The sequence below is a fragment of the Streptomonospora nanhaiensis genome (assembly GCF_026642255.1).
Taxonomy (GTDB): Bacteria; Actinomycetota; Actinomycetes; order Streptosporangiales; family Streptosporangiaceae; genus Nocardiopsis; species Nocardiopsis tropica.
On the sequence record NZ_CP113264.1, the window covers coordinates 6,108,638 to 6,124,013 of the forward strand.

13 protein-coding genes are annotated in these 15,376 nt (G+C 73.7%); 9 read left to right on the forward strand and 4 right to left on the reverse strand.

Annotated features, from left to right (window positions below; translation table 11 throughout):
• Nucleotides 1-230: 230 nt before the first annotated feature.
• Nucleotides 231-2,438, reverse strand: a complete 2,208-nt coding sequence (recG, locus tag OUQ99_RS26310) for an ATP-dependent DNA helicase RecG (protein WP_267946463.1) — start codon at nucleotides 2,436-2,438, stop codon at nucleotides 231-233.
• A 425-nt stretch (nucleotides 2,439-2,863) separates the two neighbouring features.
• Between recG and rpmB the strand changes: the two genes are divergently transcribed.
• On the forward strand, nucleotides 2,864-3,049 hold the full coding sequence (rpmB, locus tag OUQ99_RS26315; RefSeq protein WP_013151263.1) for a 50S ribosomal protein L28: 186 nt from the start codon (nucleotides 2,864-2,866) through the stop codon (nucleotides 3,047-3,049).
• 138 nt (nucleotides 3,050-3,187) lie between these two features.
• Here the strand turns inward: rpmB and OUQ99_RS26320 are convergent, their stop codons facing one another.
• Nucleotides 3,188-3,847, reverse strand: a complete 660-nt coding sequence (locus OUQ99_RS26320; RefSeq protein ID WP_267946464.1) for a cellulose binding domain-containing protein — start codon at nucleotides 3,845-3,847, stop codon at nucleotides 3,188-3,190.
• A 201-nt stretch (nucleotides 3,848-4,048) separates the two neighbouring features.
• A complete protein-coding gene (locus tag OUQ99_RS26325) occupies nucleotides 4,049-5,059 on the reverse strand; it encodes a thiamine-phosphate kinase (RefSeq protein ID WP_267946465.1) in 1,011 nt (336 codons plus the stop codon).
• 133 nt (nucleotides 5,060-5,192) lie between these two features.
• Here OUQ99_RS26325 and OUQ99_RS26330 point away from each other — a divergent pair, with 133 nt between their 5' ends.
• Nucleotides 5,193-5,426, forward strand: coding sequence for an Lrp/AsnC family transcriptional regulator (locus tag OUQ99_RS26330; protein WP_267946466.1), 234 nt, complete (start codon nucleotides 5,193-5,195; stop codon nucleotides 5,424-5,426).
• 38 nt (nucleotides 5,427-5,464) lie between these two features.
• Nucleotides 5,465-5,926 carry a DUF3515 domain-containing protein gene (locus OUQ99_RS26335; RefSeq protein WP_267946467.1) on the forward strand — a complete coding sequence of 154 codons (462 nt, stop codon included), beginning with the start codon at nucleotides 5,465-5,467 and terminating at the stop codon, nucleotides 5,924-5,926.
• Nucleotides 5,927-6,042: 116 nt separating this feature from the next.
• Here OUQ99_RS26335 and OUQ99_RS26340 read toward each other — a convergent pair whose 3' ends face one another.
• Nucleotides 6,043-6,780: a DUF3105 domain-containing protein gene (locus tag OUQ99_RS26340; RefSeq protein WP_267946468.1), complete on the reverse strand. Its 738-nt coding sequence runs from the start codon at nucleotides 6,778-6,780 to the stop codon at nucleotides 6,043-6,045.
• 89 nt (nucleotides 6,781-6,869) lie between these two features.
• Here OUQ99_RS26340 and OUQ99_RS26345 point away from each other — a divergent pair, with 89 nt between their 5' ends.
• From OUQ99_RS26345 to OUQ99_RS26370, 6 genes are all read left to right on the forward strand, one after another.
• A complete protein-coding gene (locus OUQ99_RS26345) occupies nucleotides 6,870-7,607 on the forward strand; it encodes a DUF305 domain-containing protein (protein WP_267946469.1) in 738 nt (245 codons plus the stop codon).
• 353 nt (nucleotides 7,608-7,960) lie between these two features.
• Entirely contained in the window at nucleotides 7,961-9,406 is a 1,446-nt protein-coding gene (locus OUQ99_RS26350; RefSeq protein ID WP_267946470.1) for a cytochrome ubiquinol oxidase subunit I, read from the forward strand.
• A 12-nt stretch (nucleotides 9,407-9,418) separates the two neighbouring features.
• Nucleotides 9,419-10,489, forward strand: coding sequence for a cytochrome d ubiquinol oxidase subunit II (gene cydB / locus OUQ99_RS26355; RefSeq protein WP_267946471.1), 1,071 nt, complete (start codon nucleotides 9,419-9,421; stop codon nucleotides 10,487-10,489).
• 170 nt (nucleotides 10,490-10,659) lie between these two features.
• Nucleotides 10,660-12,399, forward strand: a complete 1,740-nt coding sequence (cydD, locus tag OUQ99_RS26360) for a thiol reductant ABC exporter subunit CydD (protein ID WP_267946472.1) — start codon at nucleotides 10,660-10,662, stop codon at nucleotides 12,397-12,399.
• A 122-nt stretch (nucleotides 12,400-12,521) separates the two neighbouring features.
• On the forward strand, nucleotides 12,522-14,213 hold the full coding sequence (cydC, locus tag OUQ99_RS26365) for a thiol reductant ABC exporter subunit CydC (RefSeq protein ID WP_267950510.1): 1,692 nt from the start codon (nucleotides 12,522-12,524) through the stop codon (nucleotides 14,211-14,213).
• Nucleotides 14,214-14,301: 88 nt separating this feature from the next.
• Nucleotides 14,302-15,258 carry an EI24 domain-containing protein gene (locus OUQ99_RS26370; RefSeq protein ID WP_267946473.1) on the forward strand — a complete coding sequence of 319 codons (957 nt, stop codon included), beginning with the start codon at nucleotides 14,302-14,304 and terminating at the stop codon, nucleotides 15,256-15,258.
• Nucleotides 15,259-15,376 lie beyond the last annotated feature (118 nt).

Below are 15,376 nucleotides of genomic sequence, written 5' to 3' on the forward strand. Positions count from 1 at the left end.
CGTCGCCCGCCTGTGGACGGGCGGGTCGGCGGGCGGGGCCCGGTGCGCCGCAGGGGCCGGGACTCCGCCGGGGCGGAGCCGGATCCCGGAACCCCACGGGGGCGGGCCCGGACGCCCGGCGGGTCGCGCCGGACACGGGGCCGGGGCGCGGCGGAGCGGAGTGTCCCGTCCGGGGCAGGAGAACCCCGGACAGCCCCGGCCGCCTCGCGCCCGGCCCCTCGCCTCCCCGGTCAGGTCTTGTCGAGGTACTCCGCCCGCTCCTCCGGGAGGAGCGCCTCGAGGGCCTCGGCCAGCGGGGGGTGGGCCTCCAGCCCGGGGTCCTCGGCCACGTAGGCGGTGGCCTCCTCCCGGGCCTCGCCGATCAACTCCTCGTCCTTGAGCAGGGTGAGCATCCGCAGGCTGGAGCGGGCCCCCGACTGGGAGTCGCCCAGGACGTCGCCCTCGCGCCTCATCTCCAGGTCCACGCGGGACAGCTCGAACCCGTCGGTGGTCGCCGCCACGGCCGCCAGCCGCTCCCGGGCCGGCGAGCCCTCCTCCGCGTCGGTGACCAGCAGGCACAGCCCGGGCAGCCCGCCCCGCCCGACCCGGCCCCTCAGCTGGTGGAGCTGGGAGACCCCGAACCGGTCCGCGTCCATGATGACCATCACAGTGGCGTTGGGCACGTCCACGCCGACCTCGATGACGGTGGTGGAGACGACCGCGTCGGTCTCCCCCGCGGAGAAGCGGCGCATGACGGCGTCCTTGTCGTCCGGGGCCATCCGGCCGTGCAGACTCTCCACACGCAGACCGGAGAGCGGGCCCTCCGCGAGCCGGGCCGCCACCTCCAGCACGGCGAGCGGGGGGCGCCCGCCGGGGGCGTCCCCCTCCGGGGCGGCGCCGACCTCCTCGCCGGCCTCCCCGGCGTCGTCGTCGCCGATCCTCGGACAGACCACGAAGGCCTGGTGGCCCTCGGCCGCCTCCTCCCTGATGCGCTCCCAGCCCCGGGTCAGGAAGTGCGGCTTCTCCGCGGCGGGCACCACGTGCGTGGAGACGGGGGCCCGCCCGGAGGGCAGCTGTGTGAGGGCGACCACGTCGAGGTCCCCGTAGACGGTCATCGCGACGGTGCGCGGGATCGGCGTGGCGGTCATCACGAGCACGTGCGGACGGCCGTCCACGGCCTTCTCCCGCAGGGCGTCGCGCTGCTCCACACCGAACCGGTGCTGCTCGTCCACCACCACGAGCCCCAGGTCCGCGAAGGACACGTGCTCCTGGAGGAGGGCGTGGGTGCCGACGACGATCCCCGCGGCGCCGGAGGCGGCGTCCAGCAGGGCCTCCCTGCGGGCGGCCGCGTTCATGGAACCGGTGAGCAGGGCGACCCTGGTCGCGGTGTCGGCCCCGTCGATCTGCCCGGCGCGTCCGAGGGCGCCGAGCATGGCGTTGACGGAGCGGTGGTGCTGCTGGGCGAGGACCTCGGTGGGGGCGAGCATGACCGCCTGGCCGCCGGAGTCGACCACGCGGAGCATCGCGCGCAGCGCCACCAGGGTCTTGCCCGCGCCCACGTCGCCCTGGAGCAGGCAGTGCATGGGGTGGGAGGCGTCGAGGCGCCGGGCGAGGCGTTCGCCGACCTCCCTCTGGCCGTCGGTGAGCGTGAACGGGAGCTGTGCGTCGAAGGCGTCGAGGATCCCCCCGTCCACCCCGGGCCGGGGCTTGGCCGGCAGCTCCTCGGCCTGCCTGCGGCGGCGGGCGAGCGCGAGCTGGAGCACGAACGCCTCGTCCCACTTGAGGCGGCGCCGGGCCGCGCCGACGTCGGCCCACTCCGCGGGCCGGTGGATGCGGCGCAGCGCGTCGGCGACGCCGAGCAGCCCGCGGCTCCCGCGCAGCCCGGGGGGGAGCGGGTCGGGGAGGCTGTCGACGTCGGCGAGGACGGTGGCGACCGTGCGCGCGATCGTCGTGGAGTCCAGGCCCTTGACCGCCGGGTACACGGGGATGAGCTCGTCGGCGTAGGCCTGGGCCCGCTCCTCCGTGTCGCCCTCCTCGTCGAGGAGCTCGTACTGGGGGTGGTCGAGCTGGCGGCGGCCCTTGAAGGTGGACACCCGCCCGGAGAACATGGCCAGCCGCCCGGGGACGAGCGCGTTCTGGTGGTACGAGCCCCGGTTGAAGAAGGTCAGGTGCAGGCGGCCGGTGCCGTCGGTGACGGTGGCCTCCATCATGTCCATGCGCCGGCGCCCCTGCCTGGCGGGGACGGTCCGCCTCCTCGCGTCCAGGACGCGGGCCTGCACGGTGACCTCCTCCCCCTCGCGCAGCGCGGCGAGGTCGGTGAGGTCGCCCCGCCGGTCGTACCTGCGCGGGTAGTAGCGCAGCAGGTCACCGAGGGTGTGCAGGTCGAGCTTCTCGGCGAGCGCCTTCGCCGTCTTGCCCCTGAGCGGTCCCCTGCTCAGCGGTTCGTCCCAGGTAGTCACGTCTGTTCCCGTCCCGGCGTCTCTGGATCGCTGGTCACCGCAACGGTAGACCCCCGCTGCGACGCTCGGGCGCCCACCGCGTCGTCGTCCGCCGGGATTCCGGGGGCCGGCCGTCGGCGGGCCCCGTCGGCGGCCGGGCGTCCGCCCCACCGGACCGGGGTATACTCGTCAGAGTTCATCGCGTTTTCGCCATGCCCGCCATGGGGGATTCGATGCGCCGGTGGGTGCTGGGGTCCTCGACCACACCACGTTCCACCGTTGCGCGTACGGGCGCTGGCCAGCGGTCTGATCCGTGTACGGCCTTGTCCTTCGTGTACTCTTCCACGGTTGGCGTCCGCGCCGACCTGTCCGCCCGACCTCTCCCGGTCGGATGAATCTTCGCGTGCGGCGACGTGCGCGATCCTGAGCGCTTGAATGGAGTTACCGTGGCTTCCGTATGCGACGTTTGCGGCAAGGGACCAGGGTTCGGTAACAGTGTTTCCCACTCGCACCGTCGCACCCGCCGCCGCTGGAACCCCAACATCCAGACTGTTCGCACCCGTGTCGGTGGCACGCCCAAGCGCGTGAACGCCTGCACCTCGTGCATCAAGGCCGGCAAGGTGACCCGCTAGGGTCCCCGCACCGCTGCATGTTCCTCGATGGCCCTCCGACCACGGTCGGGGGGCCTTCGTCGTGCCTCCGCCCCGACGGTACGGGACCGGGCGCGGCGGCCCGGCCGCACGGGGGCGGCCGTGCTCCGGCCGCCGGGGTCACAGCTCGCAGACGTGCCCGTTGAGGGAGCAGCGCACCGGGCTCTGCGGAACGCCCAGGGCCTCGAAGGTCAGGGTGGCGGAGGCTCCCGGGTCCAGCCCGTCCCGGTCCCCGGGCTGCCGGGCGAGGATGCCGTCGTCGATCGGCTCCCAGTCGGCGTCGGTCACGTCGGTGATCTCGGCGCTGTCGAAGGCCAGGGCCAGTTCCCAGGCGTCGAGCCTGGTCCGCGAGGTGTTGGTGACGGTGACGTGGCCGGTGAACCCGGCCGACGTCGTCCCCAGCACCTGGTAGGCGACCGTGGTGGGCTCCGCGCCCGCCTGGTTCTGCGGGACCCGGGGCCGGTCGGCGGCCGACTCGTCCCCCTCCGTCCCCGGGGAGGCGTCGTGGGTCGGCTGGGCCCCGTCCTGCGTCCCCGGCGTCCGGCTCGACCCCGGCGCGCCGCCGAACTGCAGATAGATCTGCGTGGTGCTGTAGCCGAACAGGATCAGCCCGAGGATGACACCGGAGACGACGAGCACGTTGAGGAGCCGGGGCGGTTCGACGCGTTTGGGCACCGTGCTCTCGATGAGGCCGCCGAGCCGTCGCAGCGCGCCGACGTCCGTCGGCTCACTGCGGTGCGCACCCCGCCGGGTGCCGTTCTGCCAGCCATGGCGCCCCATAAACCGCCTCTCGACGCTCCGCTGCCCGCCCGTCGCCCTCGGTCACGCCGGGATGTCTTCTCCGCCCGTTCCCGGGCCGCTCCTCATGGGGCTTTCCGGGGCCGCCGCGCCACACGGACCCGGGCGGTCAGCCCGGAACGAGACGCGGGCCGCGTTGGCAAAGCCTAGCGTGACAGCCAAACAGGACAAATCCAAAGGGGCTCACCCTTCGCGGAAATGATCCCAGCCCCTGTTCCGGGGCGCACGCCCGTCCACTGTGACAGGGTTCTCGTCCCCCGCCCCGCCACCGCCAGGCGTCCCTGCCGCGGGATCGGTGACCGACCCGATCCGGTGCCAGTGGCCCGGCAGGGCGGTGCCCGGGGGGAACGCCGCGACCAGCGCGTGGTCCTCCCCTCCCGCGACCATGAGGGCGACCGCGGCCTCCGCCGCCGCCCCGGGCCCCTCGGCGCCGAGAACGGCGACCGCCTCCAGGAGTGCGGGGTCGGGGCGCAGCGCCGCCGAGTCCAGGTCGATGCGTACGCCGCCGGCCCGGCAGACGTGCCCGAGGTCCTGCACGAGGCCGTCGCTCACGTCGAGCATGGCGGTGGCGCCGAGCCGGGCCGCCTCGACGCCCCGCGCGTAGGGCGGGCTGGGGCGGCGGTGCTCGGACAGGCACTCGGCCGGGCCGTCGATCCCCCGTTCCAGCAGGGCCAGGCCGGCGGCGGACAGCCCGAGGTGACCGGTGTAGGCGACCACGTCGCCCGGCCGGGCCCCGTCCCGGCGGACGGGCGCCCTCCCCTGGAGGTCGCCGAGGGCGGTGACGGCGATGGTGAGGGTGTCCGAACCGACCATGTCGCCGCCCACGACGGCCCCGCCCGCGACCGCGCACTCGTCGCGCACACCGGCGGTGAACTCCTCCGCCCAGGCCACGGGGAGGTCGGAGGGGGCGGCGAAGCCGATGAGGAGGCCGGTGGGACGGGCGCCCATCGCGGCGATGTCGGCGAAGTTCTGGGCGACGGCCCGGTGGCCGACGTCCCGGGCGGTGGACCACTCCCTCCGGAAGTGGCGCCCCTCGACCAGCAGGTCGGTGGTCGCGACCGTTCGGCCGTCGGGCGCCGCGACGACCGCCGCGTCGTCGCCGGGTCCGAGGATTACATCGTCCGTCGTGGGGAATTGGCTCGTCACGCGCGTGATCAGAGCGAACTCCCCCAGACCCCCAATGGTGTTCTGCACAGGGATCAGGGTACGGTGACGCTCCGGCGCAGCGGTCCGGACCCACGTCCGTCATCCGTTCGTCATCGGCCGCACCCCCGGCTCGGCCGGGAACCGCTCACCGCCCACACCCGGCGCACACGAAGGAGTTCTCATGGTGCAGGCATACATCCTGATCCAGACCGAGGTCGGTCAGGCTGCGGAGGTGGCGGAGCGGATCCGGGGCATCGAGGGGGTCGAGACGGCCCACGACGTGACCGGGCCCTACGATGTGATCGTCCAGGCCGAGGCCTCCGACATCGACTCGCTGGGCACCCTCGTGGTGGCGCGGATCCAGCGGTTGGACGGGATCGCCAGGACCCTCACCTGTCCCATCGTCAACATCTGACGCGCTCCGCCGCGTCGGCGGCACCCCGGGGGTTGCTTGTGCTGAAGCGGTTCGCCGGAGCGGCTCTGGCCGTCGCGCTCGTGGCCACGGGCTGCGGCGCACAGACCGTGCGGATGGAGCCCCCCGAGGCGGACGAGGCGACCGCGCGGACCTGCGCGGGGCTCGTCGAGGCGCTGCCGGACACACTGCTGGAGGCCGAGCGCGCCCGGGTGCGCCCCGATTCGGAGCTCACCGCGGCCTGGGGCGACCCGGCCATCGGACTGCGCTGCGGGGTCCCGCGGCCCGTGGTCCTCGCTCCGGACTCCCTCCTCCAGGAGGTCAACGGCGTGGCCTGGCTGCCCCAACCGGAGGACGCCCCCACCCTGTACACGGTCGTCGGGCGCGAGGCCTACGTCGAACTGTCGGTCCCGCCGGCCCACGGCGCCCCGGCTGGGGCCCTGAGCACGGTCAGCGACCTGGTCTCCGAGCACGTCCCGCCCCTGCCCGACGGCGAGCTCTGACCGGTCCCGGACACACGGGCGGGGGCCGTCGGCGTACGGCGGCCCCCGCGGTCGTCGGACCCGGCCGAGGGGCCGGGTCCTCCTCTCAGGCGTTCACGGAGCGGACGGGGACGCCGTCACTCCTCTTCCTCCATGGGCTGCTCCTCGGAGCCCTCGGCCGGCGCGTCGGGGTCCTCCTCGCCGGAGCCCTCGCCGCCCTCGGCTCCCCCACCGGTGAGCAGGGACTCGACCTCGGCCGCCGTCTCCGCGACCTGGCCGGAGCAGGAGGCCCCCGGCTCGGGCACGTCGGTGCCGCGCTCGTAGAGGCGCACGAACCGCTGGAGCATCTCGTCGTCGGCGGTCTCGGCCGTGATCTGGCGGCCCCAGCTCGAGGCGACGATCGGCGCCTCCATCTCACCCTCGTAGGGGCTGATGACGAGGTAGTCGCCCGCGCTGTACATGCCCACCAGCTGCTCGACCTGGTCCTCGGGGAGGCCGGGCTCGTAGTTGATCCACACGGCGCCGTGCTCCAGGGAGTGGACCGCGAACTCGGGGGTGACCGGCTCGGGGTACACGCCGCAGTTCTGCCAGGCGCTCCAGTGGTCGCCGCCCACGGGCGGGGACTGCTCGTAGTCGACCGGCTGGCCCGTCTCGACGTGCTCGTACGAGGGGACCTCGTACTCGGCCACGTTGGACACCGACCGGCTGCGGACCTCCATGAAGACGAGGAAGGCGATCAGGCCCACCACCAGAACCACAGCGGTGACGACCCCGGAAATGGTAAGGATCTTACGGCGGCGCTCCTCTTTGAGGCGTTGCGCCTTGAGCTCGGCTGCGCGTTGGCGGCGCTCCTCCGCCGTCTTCTTCTTTGCCACGGGGTCTCCTGAGGTGGGTGGTGACATAAGGGACTTATCTATCCTCTACTTTGGCACCACAGTTGGGCGATTTGACCAGGATGGTTCCTATGGAACAGACGAACGGCCCCGATTCGGGAGCCGCCGACGGCGTCGGGGAAGCCGACGGAACCCCGGACGAGGACGAGCGCTCCCGGGCGGAGCGGCTCTCGGAGGAGGGCGCGTCCCCGCAGGTGTCATGGCGTTCGGTACCGACCTGGACCGCGGTGATCCTCGTCGCACTGGCCCTCGCCGCGGGGTATCTCCTCGGGCGCCCGTCCTACCCGCTGGACACGGGGGCGGACGCCGGATTCCTGCGTGACATGAGCGCTCACCACGCCCAGGCGGTGGACATGTCGATGGTCATCCTGGACAAGACCGAGGACCCCGAGCTGCACACGGTCGCCACCGACATGACCCGTACGCAGCAGGCGCAGATCGGCATCATGCAGGGCTGGCTGATGGCCTGGGACCTGCCCGCCCGGGGGGCCCAGCCTCCGATGACCTGGATGGAGGGGCACGACCACGGCGACGGCGGCGGGGAGGTCCCCGACACCATGCCGGGTCTGGCGAGCCCCGAGGACCTGGAGGCCCTGGAGGAGGCCGAGGGCGTGGAGGCCGAACTCCTGTTCCTCGAACTCATGATCGCCCACCACCGGGGCGGCATCGAGATGGCCGAGGCCGAGGTGGACCTGGGCGGCGAGGAGATGGTCACCCGGTTCGCCCAGGGGATGATCGACGCCCAGCAGTCGGAGGTGAACCTCATGGAGGGCATGATCGACGAGCGGAGCGGCTCCGGCGGGGACTGACCGACCGCTCCCGCACACGACGACGGCGCGCACCCGACCACCGGGGCGCGCCGTCGTCGTGTGCGGCCCCCTCCCGACCCCGCGGGAGAGGGCCCGACGCGGCGTGTGCCCAAGCACACAAGGACTCTCCCCCCCTGTGCCGACGGGCGGCCGTAGCAAGAACCGCAACCGAATCACCGCAGGTCAGGCCGATTTCGCTCACCCGGGGCCGGTGCGGCGCGATCCGCGTGCGCCGCCCCGGGCGTCCGCCGAGACGCGGACCACACGCGATTGCCGGGGGCCCGCAGAGGCGACGACACGTCGTAGCACTACATTGTGTAGTACTACCGGAGGTCGGTACCTGAGAGGTGGGCATGGAAGCTCTTGAACTCGCGAGGTGGCAGTTCGGTGTCACCACGATCTACCACTTCCTGTTCGTTCCGCTCACGATCGGACTGTCGTTCATCGTGGCCGTGCTCCAGACCCTCTGGTACCGCACCGGCAAGCACGAGTACCTCCAGGCGACCCAGTTCTTCGGCAAGCTCTTCCTGATCAACTTCGCCATGGGCGTGGTCACCGGCATCGTGCAGGAGTTCCAGTTCGGCATGAACTGGAGCGAGTACTCCCGGTTCGTCGGCGACGTGTTCGGGGCGCCCCTGGCCATGGAGGCCCTGCTCGCCTTCTTCCTGGAGTCGACCTTCATCGGGCTCTGGATCTTCGGCTGGCACCGGCTCCCGCGCGGCGTCCACCTGGCCTGCATCTGGATGGTGGCGGTCGGCACCAACCTGTCCGCCTACTTCATCCTCGCCGCCAACGCGTGGATGCGGCACCCGGTCGGCTTCACCGTCAACCCGGAGAACGGGCGCGCCGAGCTCAACGACATCTGGGCCGTCCTCAGCAACGACCAGGCCTGGTCCACCTACCTGCACACCGTCTCGGCGGCGTTCATCACCGCCGGCCTGTTCGTCGTGTGCGTCAGCGCCTACAAGCTCTGGCGCAACCAGCGGCACGGCGACACCGGCACCGAGGGCGTCACGCCGCCCAGGAGCGACTTCGCCCTCTTCCGCGGCACCCTCAAGGTGGGCCTGGTCTTCACCCTCGTCGCCGGGGCGGTCGTCGTCTTCTCCGGCGACCACCAGGCCAAGCTCGCCGCCGAGTACGAGCCCATGAAGCTCGCCGCCGCCGAGGCCCTGTGGGAGACCGAGGAGGGGGCCCCCTTCTCCGCCCTGGCCGTCGGCGACACGGAGGAGCGCTACAACCCCATCGACGTCACCGTCCCGAACGTGCTCAGCTTCCTCGCGACCGGCACGTTCGACGGCGAGGTCCACGGGATGAACAACCTCCAGCAGGCCTACGAGGAGTACTACGGCCCGGGCGACTACACCCCCAACGTGTTCGTCGTCTACTGGTCCTTCCGCCTGATGATGGGCTTCGGCCTCTCCGGGGTCGCCGTCGCCGCCCTGGGCCTGTGGCTCACCAGGGGCAGGGAGCGCACCCCGACCAACCGGTGGTTCTACCTCGCGGCGATGCTGTCCCTGCCCGCCGCCCTGGCCGCGAACATCTTCGGCTGGGTGCTCACCGAGATGGGCCGGCAGCCCTGGACGGTGCACGGCTACCTGCTCACCGCCGACAGCGTCTCGCCCGGGGTGAGCCTCGGGACCGTCGCGATGAGCCTGAGCATCTTCACCGCCGTCTACGGACTCCTCGCCGTGGTGGAGGTCGGACTGCTGGTCAAGTACGTCAAGGCCGGACCCTCCCACCTCGTCCCCGCCCTGGAGAACGACGAGGACGAGTCCGAGATCCCGCACTTCAGCTACTAGGAGCCACGGACCATGGAACTCCCCGTCATCTGGTTCATCGCCATCTCGGTCCTGTGGATCGGGTACTTCGTCCTGGAGGGGTTCGACTTCGGGGTCGGCACGCTCCTCCCGTTCATGGGCAGGCGCAACTCCGTCGACCGCCGGGTCGCCATCAACTCCATCGGCCCGGTGTGGGACGCCAACGAGGTGTGGCTGCTCACCGCGGGCGGCGCCATGTTCGCCGCGTTCCCCGCCTGGTACGCCTCGCTGTTCAGCGGCTTCTACATCCCGCTGTTCGCCATCCTCATCGCCCTGATCCTGCGCGGCGTCGCCTTCGAGTACCGGGGCAAGCGCGACAGCGACGCCTGGCGGACCTGGTGGGACCGGGCGATCTTCTTCGGCAGTGCCGCACCCGCCCTGCTGTGGGGCGTCGTGTTCGCCAACATCGTGCGGGGCGTGGCCATGGACGCCGACCACATCGTCACCGCCTCCCTGCCGGACCTGCTCAACCCCTACGCCCTGCTCGGCGGGCTGACGACGCTGTCGCTGTTCACCCTGCACGGGGCGATCTTCCTGACCCTGAAGACCGACGGGCCGGTGCGGGCGCGCGCCCGGCGGGCCGCCCTGGGCACGGCCTGCGCGGCGGTCCCCGCGGGGGCCGTCTTCCTGCTGTGGACCCAGGCCGCGTACGGCCACCCGTGGACCCTGCCGCTCGTCGTCGTCGCCGCCTCCGCCCTGGTGAGCGGGGTCGCCGCGGCCTGGAAGGGGCGCGAGGGGTGGTCGTTCGCGTTCACGGCGCTGACCGTCCTCACCGCCGTCGCCGCGCTCTTCGGGGCGCTCTTCCCGAACGTGCTCCCCTCCACGACCGACCCGGCGTTCAGCCTGACCGTGGACAACGCGTCCTCCGCGGACTACACGCTCACGGTGATGACGTGGGTGGCGGTGGTCTTCCTGCCGCTGGTGCTCCTGTACCAGGGCTGGAGCTACTGGGTGTTCCGCCGCCGGGTGACCGGCGCCTCGGTGACCGGGGAGGGCGTCACCGCGCCGGACGGACCGGGGCGCGGGGACGGGGCTGCGGAGCCCCGGAGGACCCCCGTCGCCTGACCCTCGGGGCGGGAGCCCCGCACCGCGGCGCTCCCGGCCCGGCGCGGGGCTCCCCGCGGGGCGGTGACGCCCCGATGGATACTGGCCCGGAGCCCGCACCGCGCCACCGTGTGAGAACCGCACACCCCGGGTACCCGCGGGACCCGGCCGAGACGACGAGGACCGCACGCATGAAACCCCTTGATCCGCGCCTGGTCCGCACCGCGAGCGCGGTCCGGGTGCACCTGGCGGTCTCCGTGGTCAGCGGAGTGCTCATCACGGGCCTGATCCTGGCCCAGGCATGGCTGCTCGCCCGCGCCGTCACGGGCGCCTGGCAGGGCGAGGGCCTGGACTCGCTGGGCTGGGCGATCGGCGGCGTCGCCGCCATCGCCCTGGCCCGGGCGCTGCTGTCCTACCTGGCCGAGACCTCCGCCCTGTACAGCGCCGCGCGCACGAAGTCGCAGCTGCGCCGCCGCCTGGTGGCGCACGTGACGGGGTCCGGCCGGGTGTGGACCGCCGGCCCCGGCGCCGAGGACGGCCAGGGGTCGCCGAAGGCGGGCGAACTGGTGACCCTGGCGACCAGGGGCCTGGACGCCCTGGACGACTACTTCGCCCGCTACCTCCCCCAGCTCGTCCTGGCGGCGATCGTGCCGTTCGCCGTCCTGGCCGTCGTGTTCCGGGCCGACTGGATCTCCGGGATCGTCGTCCTGGTGACCCTTCCGCTGATCCCGGTCTTCATGGCGCTGATCGGGATGCACACGCAGGCGCGCACCGACCGGCAGTGGCGGCTCCTGAGCCGCCTTGGCGGCCACTTCCTCGACGTGGTGGAGGGGCTTCCGACCCTGGCGGTGTTCCGCCGCGCCAAGGCGCAGGCGGCGATCATCCGCCGGGTCGGCGAGGACCACCGCCGGGCGACGATGGGAACGCTGCGGGTCGCGTTCCTGTCGGCGTTCGCTCTGGAGCTCCTGTCGACCCTGGCGGTGGCGCTGGTCGCCGTCGAGGTCGGCCTGCGCCTGCTCGGCGGCCACATGGACTACCAGACCGCCCTCCTGGTGCTGATCCTCGCACCCGAGGCGTACCTGCCGCTGAGGGAGGTCGGCGCCCGGTTCCACGCGAGCATGGAAGGCGTGGCCGCCGCCGAGCAGGTGTTCGCCGAACTGGACCGCAGGCGCGGCGGGGGGACGGCGGAGGGCTCGGCTCCCCCGGCGACCGGCCGGGCCGCGGCCGCGGCGGGCGGCGACATCCGCTTCGAGGGCGTGGGGATGGGCTACCCGGGCAGGGACGTGCCCGCGCTGTCCGGGTTGGACCTGGAGGTCGCGGCCGGGGAGCACGTGCTGCTCACCGGGCCCAGCGGCTCGGGGAAGACCACCCTCCTGTCACTGGTGCTGCGGTTGACCGAGCCCACGGCGGGGCGGATCAGCGTGCGCGCGCCCGGCGGCGGGTGGGAGTCCCTGGACGGGATCCCGGCCGACGACTGGAGGCTCGGCGTCGCGTGGGTGCCCCAGCACCCCTACCTCTTCGACGTGTCCGTGGCCGACAACATCCGGCTCGGCGCCCCCGGTGCCTCCCCGGAGCGGGTGCGGGAGGCGGCCCGGCTCGCCGAGGCCGACGCCTTCGTCCGCGCCCTGCCCGACGGCTACGACACCAGGCTCGGCGAGCGCGGCGCACGGCTGTCGGCAGGGCAGCGGCAGCGGATCGCGCTGGCCCGGGCGATGTGCCGCGACGCCCCGCTCGTGCTGCTGGACGAACCCACCGCCCACCTGGACCCGGAGAACGCGGCGGCGGTGCGCACCGCCGTCGCCAGGCTCCTGGAGGGGCGGACCGCCCTCATCGTCGCCCACGACACCGGTTGGGCGCGCGGCTTCCCCGGAGACACCCTGCGGACCGTGACGCTGCCACTGCCGACCCGGGAAGGGAGCGTGCCGCGATGAACCGCGACGACGCCGACAACGCCGGAGCCGCGGGGGCTCCCGGGACGGATGTGCGGACCGGCCCCGGCGGGGACGCCCCGCCGCTCCCCGGGGGCGGGCGCCGGCGCGACCCGCTGTGGCGGATGGCCGCCCTGGCCCGGCCCCGCGGCGCGAGGTTCGCCCTCGGGGTCCTGCTGGGCGCCGCGGCCACCGGCGCCGGGGTGGCTCTGCTGGGGGTCGCCGCGTGGATGCTCGCCACCGCGGCGAACCATCCCGGCATCACCGCGCTGGGCTTCTCCGTGGTCGCCACCCGTGCGCTGGGCGTGGGCCGCGGCGTCGCGCGCTACCTGGAGCGGCTGGTCACCCACGACGCGGCGTTCCGGACGCTGGCCGAGGTGCGGGTGCGGGTCTACGAGCGGCTGGCCGCGACCGAGCCGTTCGGGCGCTTCCGCTCCGGCGATCTGGTCTCCCGTCTGGTCAACGACACCGAGGCCACCCTGGACCTCCTGGTGCGCGGGCTGACACCCCCGCTGATCTCCCTGGTGACCGGCGGCGCGACCGCCCTCTTCCTGACGGCGGTGTACGTGCCGGGCGGGCTCCTCCTGGCCGGCGGCCTGCTGCTGGCCGGGCTCGCGGTCCCGCTCGCCGCCGCCGCGCTGGGCCGGGAGCCGGGCCGGCGGCAGGGCAAGGCGCGCGGCGAGCTGTCCACCGCGCTCGTGGACACCCTGCACGGGGCACCCGACCTGGTCGCCTACGGCGCGATGGACCGGCAGGTGGAGCGGGTCGACGCCGCCGACGCCGAGCTGACACGCCTGGCGCAGCGGGACGCGGCGGTCCTCGGCCTCGGCGCCGGGGCGTCCGCGCTGATCACCGGGCTGACCGTGTGGGGAGCCCTGTTCCTCGGGGTGGCCGCGGTGGAGGGCGGCTCGCTGAGCGCCGTGTCACTGGCGGTCCTGGTGCTGACGACCCTGGCGGCGTTCGAGATCGTCGCCCCCCTGCCCGCCGTCGCCGCGAAGCTGGGGGCGATCCGCGCGAGCGGAGCCCGCCTGTTCGGGGTGCTGGACACCTCGCCCGCCACCGCCCCGCCCACCCGCGCGGGCCTCGACCCCGGCGGCGACCCGACGGTGCGGGTGCGTGACCTGCGGGTGCGCTACGGGCCGGACGAGCCGTGGGCCCTGGACGGGGTGGACCTGGAGATCCCCGCCGGGTGGACGGTCGCGGTGATCGGTCCGAGCGGGGCCGGCAAGAGCACCCTGGCGTCGGTGCTGCTGCGGTTCCGCGACCCCGACGGCGGCCGGGTGGAGCTCGGCGGCGAGGACATCACGACGTACCCGGCGGACGAGGTGCGCGGGATGGTGTCCGGGGTCCCGCAGGACCCGCACGTGTTCGCCTCGACCCTGCGGGAGAACCTGCGGCTGGCCCGGCCGGAGGCGGACGACGGCGAGTTGTGGGAGGCGCTGCGGCGGGCGCGGCTGGCCGACGACGTCGCGGCGACCCCGAAGGGGCTGGACACGCAGGTGGGCACGCACGGCCTGGGGTTGAGCGGCGGGATGGTGCAGCGGCTGGCCCTGGCCCGCGCCGTGCTGGCGGCGCCCCGCGTGCTCGTGCTGGACGAACCGACGGCCCACCTGGACCCGGACACCCGCGACGCGGTGGTGGACGACCTGCTCGCCGCCGCCGAGGGGTTCTCCACCCTGCTGATCACGCACGACATGACGGGTCTGGACCGGGTGGACCGGATCTACGTGGTGCGCGACGGGAGGGTCGTCCAGCACGGGACGCACGAGGAGCTCGCGCGCGCGGAGGGCTGGTACCGCGACGTCGGCTCGGGCTGACCCCGCCGGGACCTCCGCGCGGGGCCCGTCCGCGCGGAGGTCCCGGCCCGGATCTGACACCCGGGCCGGGTTCCTCTAGTGTTCCCCCGTGGCCAATCCTGTACGTGAGTTCTTCGGCGGCGTCGGCGTCCTGGCACGCGGCTTCGTCCTGCTTCTGCGCAAACCGCGCCTGTTCCTGCTCGGGGCCCTGCCCGCCCTGCTCACCTCCCTGGTGTTCCTGGGCCTGCTGGTCCTCCTCGTGGTGAACCTGGTCGACCTGGCGGCCTGGGCGACGCCCTTCAGCGACGGCTGGGACCCCTTCTGGCAGGGGCTCCTCCGCGGAGCCGTGTCGGTCGGCATCCTGGCCGGGACGGTCCTGCTGATGGTGGTGACGTTCACGACCGTGACCCTGACGCTCGGGTCGCCCATCTACGACAAGATCACCGAGCTGGTCGAGGAGGAGCTGGGCAACGCGCCCGAGGAGCCCGACGAGTCGCTGATGGCGTCGATGTGGCGTGCCGTGCGCCAGTCGCTGGTGATCGTCGCGGTGTCCCTGCTGGTGTCGGTGCTCGTCCTCGTGGTCGGCTTCGTCCCTCTGGTGGGGCCCGTGGTCGGCCCGGTGCTGGCCGCCCTGCTGGGCGGGTGGCTGCTGGCGATCGAGCTCCTGGCGAGCGCGTTCGACCGCCGGAGGCTGACGACCATCCGCGACCGCAGGGAGCACATGGCGAGGCGGCGGATGCGGGTGCTGGGCTTCGCGGTGCCGACCTACCTCCTGCTGGCGATCCCGTTCGTGGCGGTCGTGGTCTTCCCCGCCGCCACGGCGGCCGGCGCGATCCTCACCCGCGACCTGGTGCCCTCCGGACCTGCCGGGCTCGCGTCCGGACAGGACGGGCGGGGCGGGCAGGTCGGACCGGGTGGGCAGACCGGGCCGGGCGGGCAGGCCCTCGGCGGCCCGGCCGGGAGCACGCACCGGGGAGCCCCCGGTACGGAGGGAACCCGGCCGCACCGGGCGTACCCGGGCGACCGGGGCCCGCAGCACCCGCCCCGGGGACCGCACCCGGGCTGAGCCCGGCCGGACGCAGGTCGGCCCGGTCGTCCACAGGTGAGGATCGGGCCTGGTCGGAGGCGCGGTGCGCGCTTAGGCTGGATCCGGGGGACCCGCGCCTGCCGTCGGGAGGCGGTGG